This is a genomic window from Microseira wollei NIES-4236 (genome assembly GCF_020521235.1).
In the GTDB taxonomy this organism is placed as follows: domain Bacteria; phylum Cyanobacteriota; class Cyanobacteriia; order Cyanobacteriales; family Aerosakkonemataceae; genus Microseira; species Microseira wollei.
Genome location: NZ_BLAY01000002.1, coordinates 1 through 12539 on the forward strand (window position 1 = coordinate 1; position 12539 = coordinate 12539).

Below are 12539 nucleotides of genomic sequence, written 5' to 3' on the forward strand. Positions count from 1 at the left end.
CAATCAACTCAACTCTGAAAGTAGGGTGCGTTAGCGACAGGGTAACGCACCCATCAATCAACTCAACTCTGAAAGTAGGGTGCGTTAGCGACAGGGTAACGCACCAATCAATCAACTCAACTCTGAAAGTAGTAACGCACCAATCAATCAACTCAACTCTGAAAGTAGTAACGCACCCATCAATCAACTCAACTCTGAAAGTAGTAACGCACCAATCAATCAACTCAACTCTGAAAGTAGGGTGCGTTAGCGACAGCGTAACGCACCAATCAATCAACTCAACTCTGAAAGTAGGGTGCGTTAGCGACAGGGTAACGCACCCATCAATCAACTCAACTCTGAAAGTAGGGTGCGTTAGCGACAGGGTAACGCACCCATCAATCAACTCAACTCTGAAAGTAGGGTGCGTTAGCGACAGGGTAACGCACCAATCAATCAACTCAACTCTGAATGTGGAATTCGAGGCGCATCCGCCCAATCAAAATCTGAATTGGAAACAAACTTCACCCTTGCCTTACGCACCCGATTTTGGAAAACTCCCAGGGAATAGTAATAAACCTTTATTTCCTTGGATTTACCATCCTGCCTGCGGACTCGAACCGTTGGATTTTCTTCCCCCGATTGATTAACCGAAACCAAAAGCGATATGCACTCATATTTGGTTCTGTCAAACATTTCCAAAATATCGCCAACTCGGGGATCTATCCTGGGATCGCGTGGTGTCATAGCTAAAGCAGGTCTACTTGTAACTACACTCTTAATTTTAGACAAATCGATTTAATTATGAACGTTTTCCCCAATACAAATCCAGCACAAAATCCCCTGTTTCAAAACATCGAACAAACCAGGCGACAACGAAGTAAACTGCGCGATACCCATATCACCCTCGCCCACGGTAGCGGCGGTAAAGCGATGCGGGATTTAATCGACGATGTATTTGTAAATAGTTTAGATAATCCCATCCTTTCCCAACTCGAAGATTGGGCGAGTTTTGACCTAGCATCCTTAATCGCGCAAGGAGACAGACTCGCATTCACCACCGACTCTTATGTCGTCGATCCGCTATTTTTCCCAGGCGGCGACATCGGCACATTAGCAATTAACGGCACCGTCAACGATTTAGCAGTTAGCGGTGCAAAACCTCTCTACCTTTCCTGTAGCTTTATATTAGAAGAAGGACTACCAATAGAAACCCTGCGGCGGGTAGTGCAAAGCATGAAAACTGCCGCGATCGCTGCCGGAATTCAAATCGTTACAGGCGACACAAAAGTCGTGAATCGAGGTTCTGCCGATAAATTATTTATCAACACCGCTGGCATAGGAATAATTCGATCCGGCGTTACATGTTCCGCCCATAACATTCAACCAGGAGATGTAGTAATTCTGAACGGCGAACTAGGAAATCACGGCGCGGCTATATTAATTGCCCGTGGAGAATTAGCCCTCGAAACCGATATTGAAAGCGACTGTCAACCCTTAAATGGATTAGTTGAAACCATCCTCAACATTTGTCTTGAAATTCGCGCCATGCGGGATGCAACGCGAGGCGGATTAGCCACCGTTTTAAATGAATTTGCCCAAACTTCTAATGTAGGAATCCGTCTCCACGAACAATCTATCCCCATTCGCGAAGAAGTCAAAGGCGTTTGCGAAATATTAGGTTTAGATCCCCTATATCTAGCAAACGAAGGCAAATTAGTCTTAGTCGTAAAACCAGAACATGCCCAAACAGTTTTATCAGCAATGAAAACCCATCCCGCCGGAAAAGATGCCAGCATAATCGGCGAAGCAATTCCCTCACCGACTGGTGCTGTCTTATTAAAAACAACCTTCGGTGCAGAACGTATAATAGATATGCTAGTCGGCGATCAACTCCCAAGAATTTGCTAACCTCTTCCTCTTCTCTTCCTCTGCGCCCTCTGCGCCTGGAGCGGTTCATTAACTCTCTTCCCGGTAGAACATTATCTTCTTCTTCCTTCTTCTTCCTTCGTGTCCTTCGCGTCTTCGTGGTTCAATAATACTAATTCTTCCGGCGGGAAAAGAGTAATTATGGAAATCAAATAAAAGTAGCAAACAATACTTTATTCCCCGATTGCTTTTGGGACAATAATCCTAGAAACAAGGAATCAAAATGATGCAACAACTAAGCGAAACAACCTACCAGTGGCTGATAGAAAAAGGCTATAATCCTGCCGACTTAAATCAGCGGGGGGAAAACGGCGATACCCCATTGATGAAAGCGACGATAGAGGGAGCGATCGCCATCGTCCAAGACCTAATTAATGCAGGCGCAGACCTCGATATCAGAAACAACGACGGCAACAATGCCTTGTGGTTCGCTTGCTATAAAAACCATAGCGACTTGATTAAGCTTTTAATCGCTGCAAACATCAATATCGACAATCAAAACGATAACGGCGCAACCGCTATAATGTATGCTGCCTCAGCCGGAAAAACCGATGTTGTTAAGTTACTTCTTAAATACAAACCCAACCTAAAGTTGAAAAATTTAGACGACTTTAGCGCCCTCGATTTCGCCAGTACCCGAGAAGTATTCAAGGTGCTAAAAAATGCTGCAAGCTAAGATAGCCGGGAAAACCTACCACGACGCTACCAAGCACTCGTATTTATCAGTGCTGATAGACCCAAATTACGTAGATGCGTCCACCCAACCTTCTCCGTTTAAATGCTATCCAAAATTTTATAGGAGATTTACCCTTGATGTAAATAATCCGATTCATTCCTTTATCTGGTTAACCAGCGCCATTACCTTTGAAAAAATCTATAAAGATGGCCCCTATCAACTGCGCGTAAATCCCTCCGCAGGCGCTTTATATCCCACAGAAATTTACGTGCAAATTAGGGGAATCAAAGGCATCGTCGATGGCATCTATCATCTGGAAGTCGTCAGTCAATCTCTGACTCTAATCTACGAATTAATCGATGATGGAGTAGAGAGTTACATCTTTCCCAATCAAATTGTCAAAGGCTTCATATTTTTAGTCAGTTGCGTTTATTATCGCTCCAGTTGGAAATATCAAGACCGCAGCATTCGCTACTGTTTTTTAGATAGCGGACATCATCTCGGTGCGATTGAAGCTTCCGCCTACCTTCACGACAGAAACCTACAACTTATCTTTGATTTTGATAAAATTTCCCTCAATGCCGATTTGGGCTTTGAGAACAAGGAATTTATCACCGCTTGCGCCATTTCTGGGGAGGTTGTAGAAAAAAATATAAGGCGTTTAAGGCTCAAAGTTCCCTTTGTCAGCGGCACAGATTATTTTGAGCCAAATCAATTTATTGAAAATGGCTATAAACAAACCGCTGAGGCGAAAAGTTACCAACAGCCACTCGCATATCCTCAGTTTAACTTTGATAAAGATAAATTTTTCCAGACAATTTGGAATCGGCGGTCAATTCGGCGATTTAAAAAACAGTCGATTTCCCAAGAAAGTTATTGGACTATCCTAAAACAAGTTGAACAACCAATCCCCACAGAGAGTTTTGAGGAGATAGAAATCTACTCGGTTATCAATCGAGTAGAAGGAATGGAAACGGGTTTGTATAAAGGCAACCATTTGATTAAATCGGGGGATTTCAGCCAAAAAGCCGGTTACTTATGCGTCAACCAAGCCATCGGTAGAGATAGCGCCGCAACGCTGTTTTTTGTCTCGAATTATAGAAACTATCAAAATGCCGTACAATTGGCAGGTTTCTTAGGGCAAAGAATTTATCTGTTTAGCAACTATCTGGGAATTGAATGCAGCGGCATAGGCGCTTATTACGACGATGAAACCCAAGAATTCTTAGGAACAGACAAAGACATTCTGTATGTCATGGCAATTGGAATCTAACTCAAACGGGACTTATGCAACAACACTAAATATGGTGCTATGGTGCCGTACTCTGCTGGCTAACGCACCCTACATATAGGTGCCGTACTCTGCTGGCTAACGCACCCTACATATAGAAAATTTGCCTAAGTCTTGTCAAAACCTCCACCCCAATTAGCAATTAGCAATTAGCAATTAGCAATTAGCAATTAACTATGCACGAATTAGGAATCACTCAAAATATCGTCGCCATTGTAGCTGAACATGCCAAAGGCACAAAAGTGCAGCGAGTTACATTAGAAATCGGCAAACTGACAGCGATTATGCCGGATGCCATCCGTTTTTGTTTCGATGTCTGCTGCCAAGGTACAATTATAGAAGGAGCCGAATTAGAAATTATCGAAATTCCAGGCTTAGCAATATGTCGCCGCTGCGGTGGGGAAGTTCCCCTAGAACAGCCTTTTGGCATTTGTGGGTGTGGGAGTGCGGACTTAAAAATAATAGCGGGTGAAGAACTGAAAATAAAAGAAATGGAGATAGAAGAATTATGTGTGTAACCTGCGGTTGTTCTGATGATGCTGAAACCAAAATTACCAATCCCGAAACGGGTGAAGTAGTTGCTATCAATTCAAACCTACACCATCATACTCATACTCATACCTTGGCGGATGGAACTGCGATTACCCATTCCCACAGTCACGCCTCTAGTCATTCTCACAGTCACGAACATCACAGCGATCGCGCCACCGAAGTCGCCCAAATTCACGCCAAAATGCACGGGAATACCGTTACCCTGGAAGAGAATATTTTGGCGAAAAATGACTTAATTGCAGCGCAAAATCGGGGATGGTTCAAAGGGAGAAATATCCTGGCATTAAATTTAGTCAGTTCTCCAGGTTCCGGGAAAACTACCTTATTAACTCGCACCATTAATGACTTAAAAGAAAAATTTCCGATTTACGTGATTGAGGGAGATCAAGAAACCTCTAACGATGCCAAGAAAATCCAAGAAACCGGGTGTAAAGTCGTTCAAATCAATACGGGAACCGGCTGCCATTTAGAAGCCGCAATGGTAGAACGGGGTTTGCAACAACTCAATCCACCGTTGAATTCAATTGTGATGATTGAAAATGTGGGAAATTTGGTTTGTCCGGCGTTATTCGATTTAGGAGAAAAGGCAAAAGTTGCCATTCTTTCTGTTACCGAAGGAGAAGATAAACCGATTAAGTATCCGCATATGTTCCGCGCCAGTGAGGTGATGATTATTACTAAAATAGACCTGCTACCTTACGTGCAATTTGATGTAAATCTAGCAATTGAATATGCCAAGCAGGTCAATCCCAAGATGCAGATATTCCAAGTTTCTGCAACCACTGGCGTTGGGTTAGAAAGTTGGTATGAATGGATTGCTGTAAATCTGCCGAGTTTAGCTGTGCAAATCTGAGCAACCTATCATATCAAATCCGGTTGCATCGGAATGATCGGCCTTTCTTGGTAATTGCTAATTGCCAGCTTGCTAATTGCCAGAAAAGCCCCTACAGGTCGTAATTCCTTAGCAACGGTCAACGATATCACCTTTGTTTCTTGCTGCGATCTGATTTTTCCGAGAAACCCGGTTTCTTTACGATTTGTGGATCTGAGATTTTGCAGCAGTAATCAGCCGAGGCAGAACCTCTAGGTTTTCGTTCCCAGGCTGCAGCCTGGGAACGAGTGGAAACATCTAAAGGATGTCCCAAACTATGCGGTAGTAACCGCTATTTTCACCTTTGGGATTGTCGATGTGAAATACTACCAAGTCAGGACGACCGTTACCATTGATATCTGCGATCGCAATGTCTCCTTCCTGGTTCTCCCAGCCGAACCATCCGGGGATCGGCTTGACATCATTCCACTGACCTGTGACATTACCTTTTGAGTCTAAAGGCTGACTGATGCGGTAGTAGCCAGTATTGTCACCCTTGGGATTGTCGATGTGAAACACAACTAATCTGGCACGACCGCTAACATTTGCGATCGCAATTCCAGCGCCTTGATTTTCCCAGCCAAACCATTTTGGCACTTGTTTCACATCGCTCCAACCACCAGTTGCATTACCGTTAGCATCTAAGTTCCAACCAATGCGATAGTAGCCGCGATTTTCCCCCCTTGGATTGTCGATATGGAAAACAATTAAATCTGGACGACCGTTACCGTTGATGTCTGCGATCGCAATTCCAGCGCCTTGATTTTCTGCACCAAACCATCCTGGAACCGGCTTCACATCACTCCAGCTAGTTACATTGCCGTTACTATCTAAGTTCCAGCCAATGCGATAGTAGGCGCGATTTTCCCCGCTAGGATTGTCGAGATGCAAGACAATTAAATCTGGACGACCGTTACCGTTGATGTCTGCGATCGCAATTCCAGCGCCTTGATTTTCTGCACCAAACCATCCGGGAACCTGTTTTATATCACTCCAGCCACCCGTCACGTTGCCTTTGGTATCTACATTCCAGCCAATGCGATAGTAGGCGCGATTTTCCCCGCTAGGATTGTCGATGTGAAAAACAATTAAATCTGGACGACCGTTACCATTAAGGTCTGCGATCGCCATCCCAGCGCCTTGATTTTCTGCGCCAAACCAACCGGGAATCCGCTTAATATCCGTCGTAGGAACCTTCACCCCACGCACAGTCCAAAAGGGGAATTCGGTGTCAATTCCGGCTTCGCCATAGGCAATCTTAAAAAAGCCATTATCTCCCCACTCAGTTCCCCAAGAGTTTTTGCATATCCAGCATTGTTCTGCTTCTGAATAACCGATCACTTCAACGCAGTGAAGACCTTGATCTTCGCCGGTAACGTGTTTGTAAATGCCGCTGCCATAGGAATAGAAATCTTCATAGACGTGAAGTACAGCACTAACTGGCCCGACATTAGTCAGCCAGTTCTTGCGTTCTACCATATTATTGACGCTGCTCGATTCTGTAATTTTCACAGCGCGAGCATCTCGATTTTTACCAACAATGCACGCAGGATTGCCTGAAGTAAAAGCACTACTATAAGGGAAACAATCTTCATCTGGCGCGCCGCGAGTTATGAGCGCATTGTAAGCCTCATGAGGCCACCAACCGTCACAATTTGCACCGTGATCCGAGCAGAAATGAAGATCTGCTTCCGACAAATCGAGCTTTTGTCCTAGTTCGATCGATGCCATTGATTCAACAGTTGATACCGTACAAAAAGATACGCAGGAACCACAGCTTCCTTGGTCTTTCACTGGACTGATGTGGTTGCCGTTGCGATCGCGCCAATCGATTGCCGGTGCAAAGTTAGCTACCACAGATCTGGCGCGGGGAACCATCGCCGCCGCCAAATCCGCTCTATCAACCACAACCCCTAAAAGTCGTCGCTTTTGAGTGCTAGTAAGCAAAGTCTGGGGAGTTTCTTTTGCTACCCAACTGGCATCAGAACCCTGAATACTAGAATTTATTTCGTCAAATGAAGTCATTGATTACCTCTTGGCGTTTAATCGTTTTGAATTTTTCCGCTCGTTAAGCTTTAATATCAACTTCCAGCGTATGTTCCGCAACAGGGGGTTGATTTTTTTCCCAAGGTCGCCGCTGCATAAAGCGAATTGTCAGGTGTCCCGTCGCGAGTCCCCGCAGGATAAATACTTGATCCATGCTGGAACCAACAGCTGGAAATTCGCTACTTTTTGCTGTTGTCTGCGATATATCAATTAAGTTGCTGTCCCAGGCGATATCATAAGTCCACAGATATCCTGCTGCTCCTAACCCTGGTAATCTGAGCGTGTAGGTTTCACCAACTTTGAGATCGATTTTTGCTGGTAATTCCATTGCTAACTGCTCCTGAAAACAGAACTAGCGGCGCGATTATCCTGCGGACTGAGCGAACGCATTTGCACACAGCCATCTCGGTTCGCTTATCTCTAATGATCGGATATGCGCTCTTGTTATGGCAGTACCCTCATGGGTACTTCCACCCAGAGGTAGCGGCTCAAGACGCACCCAGTCATTAGCAGGTTACCACGATTATCAGGTTTCTTTTTTGCGATCGCTTCACTTTTATTTTCAGTAAATTTACTTACTTGTTGCTCTGTAAATAACATAAAACTTTATCATGCTTTCATGAATTTAGTATGTTCATTTGATGAAGTTGAGATCCTGATAATTCAGTGTGATACATACATAAGTAAGGGAAATTACTATCCGTATTTTCCCAGGTAACGATCCGATTCTCGTGCCTCGCACCCAGGTTTCGGGTTGCAAGCAGACACAAGAGTAACAATATCGCCGAGTGAAATTTCCCCATCCATAAAGCAAAAACTTGACTAGAGCAAGAGGTACAATACCATGTCTAAAATCTGGCAAAAATTAACAGCGTTAACTACTGGTGCATTTCTTAGCTGGCTCGCCATAGAAGCTAACCCAGCACAAGCTGCCTTATTCCATTTTTTCAGCGAGGGACAAGGACGGCTGTTTGGAGATCTGTATTTTAATGACGCGACTTCCGGCTTGACGGGAATTGGTACCGAAGAAGCTAGCTTATCGCAATTAAACGCTACTTTTGGATTTTATTTTGAAACAAACAGTACTTTACCTTATGGGCGTACTTTAAGTTGGGGTAATCCCGATTTACTCAGTTCTCCAGTTTTTAGTTTTGAATCGGGTTCCTTGGTAGGAGTGAACTTAGCTTTAGCACCTAAAGAGGTTACTTGGAGAAATCCTGGACAAGGCGGCGGCTTATGGGTCGAGACAAATGAAGTTTTTCTCCAGGATGCTACCTACAGGGTCAAGCGATCGCTCGTAATTAAGGGAGCCTATGACCTTACTTGCCCTCCTTTTATTTATGTTCCTTACCCTCCTTATTCTTTACCTAATCCTAATTGTGGCTCCAGGGACTATCCAGGACCCACCTATGAAACGACAGGTCGAATCAATTTCGTTACCCGAGTACCGTTTCAAAGACCAACGAGCGTTCCAGAACCCGCCAGCGTAGTCGGTTTATCCTTATTAGGTTTGGCCTTTCTTTTGAAGCAAAAAACCGCCTCATCTCAAGGCTAAAAAATGCAGTTTTCCACCAGGATCATAATTTGAAATAGCAGGTACACTCCAATGACTAAAATCTGGCAAAAATTAGCCGCCGCAACCGCTGGTGCAATTCTAAGTTTTGCCGCCTTGGAAGCTAACCCCGCACAAGCTGCCGTATTCAATTTTTTCAGCGAGGGACAAGGACGGCTGTTTGGAGATCTGGTTTTTAATGACGCGACTTCAGGCTTGACGGGAATTGGAAGCGAGGAGGCTAGCCTATCGCAGTTAAAGGGGATTTTTGGTTTTTCTTATGAAATTAGCAGTTTACCACCCAATATACCCAAGTTACAGTGGGGTGAACCCGCCGATATACTCAGTACTCCAATTTTTAGTTTTGAATCGGGAAATTTGGTAGGAATGAACTTCGACCTAGCACCTAAAAAGGTTACTTGGGTTCATCCTAGAGGTATTGCCGCATGGATCGATACAGGTAAACTTTTTATTCAGGGTTCGACCTACAGGGTCAAGCAATCGCAGGTAACTAGGCAGGTCACTTACCGGCCATTTTGCGAAAGTTCTAGTTACCCTTGGCCTTGTGGAACGGTAGTTGATGTTCCAAGCGGATCAACAGAATCTACAGGTCAAATCAATTTCGTTACCCGAGTACCGTTTAAACGACCAACGAGCGTTCCAGAACCTGGTAGCGTAGTCGGTTTATCCTTATTAGGTTTGGCGTTTCTTTTGAAGCAAAAAACCGCCTCATCTCAAGGCTAAAAAATGCAGTTTTCCACCCCGATCATAATTTGAAATAGCAGGTACACTCCAATGACTAAAATATTGCAAAAATTAGCTGCCGCAACAGCTGGTACAATTCTGAGCTTTGCCGCTATAGAAGCTAACCCCGCACAAGCTGCCTTGTTCAACTTTTCTTTTGATAGGTCTGGTTCTTTTAGCAGCTATGGGCAAGGATTTCTGTATTTTAATGACGCGACTTCAGGCTTGACAGGAATTGGTCGCGAGGAAGCTAGCTTATCCCAATTAAATGGGAGTTTTTTCTTTGAGTACGTAAACCAGCGGAGTTTGGTCGTACCTCAATTGGTTAATTTCACCTCTAGCAATTTACTTGCTCCTCCGGTTTTCACTTTTGAGTCGGGTTCGTTGATAGGAATGAACTTAAATTTAGCACCCAAGACCAATATTTGGGTACATCCTAGAGGCTACGGTTTTACCCGCGTAGATAAACTTTTTGTAACTGGTGCTAACTTTAGGGAAACCCAAGCCGAGAGTACCCTTTCTCTTCTCTGTGTTCCATTTGCTCCTTTTGGTTACTATAACCCCGATTGTACACTTGTGCCGATTACTCTAACCTCAGAATCTTCAGGTCAAATCAATTTCGTTACCCGAGTACCGTTTCAAAGACCAACGAGCGTTCCAGAACCCGCCAGCCTAGTCGGTTTATCCTTATTAGGTCTGGCCTTTCTTTTGAAGCAAAAAACCGCCTCATCTCAAGGCTAAAAAATTAGGACTGTCGCAATTAACCAATAAACTGCGACAGTCATAGTTGAATAAAATCTAGTCTGTTTATCCCTATTAGGGTTAGGCTTTCTTGTGCAGAAAAAGAAACTATCCTCGATTAAATAAGGCATTTTCAAACCCTGGCAATCTCGAAACCCAAAAAAACAAGTAGTAGGGCAAGAATTCCTCACCCTACTACCAAATTACCAACTATCCATTACCAACCAAACTTACAATTTCGCCCCGCATTCCGGACAGAATTTGTGATTGGGCGCATTCTTAGCACCGCAGCTGCTACAAGTCACCTCTGTTACTTCTTCTAGCTGTTTGCGTTGCGGCAAACCAATCATTTGACCGTTGCTCTTACCGGGGGCGACCATCGGGTAACAGTTTTCATCTTTCCTGACGCGCACATCCAGCAGGACGGCACCCTTATGGGCTAGCATTTGGGCGATCGCATCCGATAATTCTTCCCGTCGCGTCACCACTATCCCCTTCAGACCATACGCCTCTGTCAGCTTCACAATGTCCGGCATTCCCTGTTCCATATTGGAAGCTTCGTAACGCGCCTCGTAGAACGTTTGCTGCCACTGGCGCACCATTCCCTGCCAGCCATTATTGATAATCACAGTCTTGACATCAATGCCGTATTGTGCTAATGTACCCAATTCCTGAATGTTCATCTGGATGCTGGCATCCCCGGCAACGCAGATCACCTGTTCGTTCGGCAGCGCAACTTTAGCGCCCATTGCCGCTGGCATCCCAAAACCCATCGTGCCTAACCCAGCACTGGAAATCCACCGCCGGGGGCCGTTTTTGAGGAATTGCGCCGCCCACATTTGGTGCTGACCCACATCCGTCGTGTAGTAGGCATCGGGTGCCTGACGCCCCAACTCCACAATTACCTCTTGGGGAGACAGCATCTCTTCATACTGAGGCACCACCAAGGGATAATCTTGCTTCCAGCCATTAATCCGTTCTAGCCAAGGTTGGGTTTGGTGCGGTTCGTCCGGTCGGATATCCGCTTCCTCGCACCGCCGCAGCATATCTGCCAACACCAGACGCACATCCCCCACAATTGGCACTTCTGGGGCGCGGTTTTTCCCGACTTCGGCGGGGTCGATATCGATGTGAATGACTTGGGCGCGGGAGGCAAACTCGTCCAACTTGCCCGTCACGCGGTCATCGAAGCGCGCCCCCACGGCAATTAGCAAGTCGCATTCGGTGACGGCAAAATTCGCATATGCCGTGCCGTGCATTCCCAACATCCCCAAAGACAGCGGGTGATTCTCGTCAAACGATCCCTTGCCCATCAGAGTTGTCGTTACCGGGAGTTGGAATCGTTCTGCCAGTTCTTTAATTTCCTGGTGGGCGCCTGATGCGATCGCTCCCCCACCCACGTATAGTAAAGGCTGTTTGGCTTTCCGAATCAAATTCAACGCTTGCTGCAACTGGCGGGGATTGCCCTTCACCGTCGGACGATACCCCGGAATTTTCACCGTTCCCGGTTCCACTGGCACGTAGTCGAATTGTTCCAAACCTACATCCTTAGGTACGTCGATCAACACCGGACCCGGACGCCCCGTACTGGCGATATGGAACGCTTCTGCCACAATTCGCGCCATATCCTGGGGATCGCGCACCACATAGGAGTGCTTCACAATCGGCAGCGTGATGCCGTAGATATCGATTTCCTGAAACGCATCCGTACCAATCGCCGCACGGGATACCTGTCCGGTAACCACTACCAATGGAATCGAGTCCATTTGCGCGGTGGCAATTCCCGTCACCAAGTTCGTTGCTCCTGGCCCCGACGTGCCAAAACACACCGCCACTTCCCCAGTTGCACGGGCATAACCATCGGCTGCATGGGCTGCTCCCTGCTCGTGCCTGACGAGGATGTGTTGAATTTCACCTCTTGATTCAAAGCGGTACAGTTCGTCGTAAATTGGCAGAATCGCACCGCCTGGGTAACCAAAAATATGTTTCACCCCATGACGCTTGAGACTGTCAATCAGGGCAAAAGCACCCGTCGCGCGCACCGCACTCCCAGCGGGGGTAATGCCACCAGGGGTCGTCGTCACGATGGGATTATTGATACTACTGGATTTTTGAGAAACGCTGTGGGAAGTCACGGGCATACCTCAGTTAATAACGT

14 protein-coding genes are annotated in these 12539 nt (G+C 45.8%); 8 read left to right on the forward strand and 6 right to left on the reverse strand.

What is annotated here, in order from left to right; all coding sequences use genetic code 11:
* On the reverse strand, nt 1-439 hold a 439-nt coding region (locus MiSe_RS01015; RefSeq protein ID WP_226572942.1), incomplete at its 3' end, for a hypothetical protein.
* Entirely contained in the window at nt 436-726 is a 291-nt protein-coding gene (locus MiSe_RS01020) for a hypothetical protein (RefSeq protein WP_226572944.1), read from the reverse strand. The genes MiSe_RS01015 and MiSe_RS01020, both read right to left, overlap by 4 nt.
* Nucleotides 727-783: 57 nt before the next feature.
* Here MiSe_RS01020 and hypE point away from each other — a divergent pair, with 57 nt between their 5' ends.
* The 5 genes from hypE (at nt 784) to hypB (ending at nt 5280) form a co-directional block, all read left to right on the forward strand.
* Nucleotides 784-1890 carry a hydrogenase expression/formation protein HypE gene (gene hypE / locus MiSe_RS01025; RefSeq protein ID WP_226572946.1) on the forward strand — a complete coding sequence of 369 codons (1107 nt, stop codon included), beginning with the start codon at nt 784-786 and terminating at the stop codon, nt 1888-1890.
* A 241-nt stretch (nt 1891-2131) separates the two neighbouring features.
* On the forward strand, nt 2132-2584 hold the full coding sequence (locus tag MiSe_RS01030; protein ID WP_226572948.1) for an ankyrin repeat domain-containing protein: 453 nt from the start codon (nt 2132-2134) through the stop codon (nt 2582-2584).
* Entirely contained in the window at nt 2571-3857 is a 1287-nt protein-coding gene (locus tag MiSe_RS01035) for a SagB/ThcOx family dehydrogenase (RefSeq protein WP_226572949.1), read from the forward strand. The genes MiSe_RS01030 and MiSe_RS01035 overlap by 14 nt, the downstream gene beginning before the upstream one ends.
* 194 nt (nt 3858-4051) lie before the next feature.
* Nucleotides 4052-4393 carry a hydrogenase maturation nickel metallochaperone HypA gene (gene hypA / locus MiSe_RS01040; protein ID WP_226572951.1) on the forward strand — a complete coding sequence of 114 codons (342 nt, stop codon included), beginning with the start codon at nt 4052-4054 and terminating at the stop codon, nt 4391-4393.
* The gene (gene hypB, locus MiSe_RS01045) at nt 4384-5280 is read left to right on the forward strand and encodes a hydrogenase nickel incorporation protein HypB (RefSeq protein ID WP_226572953.1); all 897 of its coding nucleotides are present in this window, start codon (nt 4384-4386) and stop codon (nt 5278-5280) included. Before hypA ends, hypB begins: the two co-directional genes overlap by 10 nt.
* A gap of 276 nt (nt 5281-5556) precedes the next feature.
* Here the strand turns inward: hypB and MiSe_RS01050 are convergent, their stop codons facing one another.
* The 3 genes from MiSe_RS01050 to MiSe_RS01060 form a co-directional block, all read right to left on the reverse strand.
* Complete coding sequence (locus MiSe_RS01050) at nt 5557-7323, reverse strand: C1 family peptidase (protein ID WP_226572964.1); 1767 nt, start codon at nt 7321-7323, stop codon at nt 5557-5559.
* A gap of 43 nt (nt 7324-7366) precedes the next feature.
* Nucleotides 7367-7672 carry a protease inhibitor I42 family protein gene (locus MiSe_RS01055; RefSeq protein WP_226572966.1) on the reverse strand — a complete coding sequence of 102 codons (306 nt, stop codon included), beginning with the start codon at nt 7670-7672 and terminating at the stop codon, nt 7367-7369.
* A gap of 116 nt (nt 7673-7788) precedes the next feature.
* Nucleotides 7789-7944, reverse strand: a complete 156-nt coding sequence (locus MiSe_RS01060) for a hypothetical protein (RefSeq protein ID WP_226572972.1) — start codon at nt 7942-7944, stop codon at nt 7789-7791.
* Between the two features lie 244 nt (nt 7945-8188).
* On the opposite strand from MiSe_RS01060, the gene MiSe_RS01065 reads away from it, so the two are divergent.
* Genes MiSe_RS01065 through MiSe_RS01075 form a run of 3 tightly spaced genes read left to right on the forward strand, consistent with a single transcriptional unit; the run spans nt 8189 to nt 10381 of the window.
* Nucleotides 8189-8899 (forward strand): PEP-CTERM sorting domain-containing protein, encoded by a 711-nt coding sequence (locus tag MiSe_RS01065; RefSeq protein WP_226572975.1) that lies wholly within the window; start codon nt 8189-8191, stop codon nt 8897-8899.
* Nucleotides 8900-8950: 51 nt separating this feature from the next.
* Nucleotides 8951-9640, forward strand: coding sequence for a PEP-CTERM sorting domain-containing protein (locus MiSe_RS01070; RefSeq protein ID WP_226572976.1), 690 nt, complete (start codon nt 8951-8953; stop codon nt 9638-9640).
* Nucleotides 9641-9691: 51 nt separating this feature from the next.
* Nucleotides 9692-10381 carry a PEP-CTERM sorting domain-containing protein gene (locus tag MiSe_RS01075; RefSeq protein ID WP_226572977.1) on the forward strand — a complete coding sequence of 230 codons (690 nt, stop codon included), beginning with the start codon at nt 9692-9694 and terminating at the stop codon, nt 10379-10381.
* Nucleotides 10382-10611: 230 nt separating this feature from the next.
* Here the strand turns inward: MiSe_RS01075 and ilvB are convergent, their stop codons facing one another.
* Nucleotides 10612-12522: a biosynthetic-type acetolactate synthase large subunit gene (ilvB, locus tag MiSe_RS01080; RefSeq protein WP_444980447.1), complete on the reverse strand. Its 1911-nt coding sequence runs from the start codon at nt 12520-12522 to the stop codon at nt 10612-10614.
* Nucleotides 12523-12539: the final 17 nt, after the last annotated feature.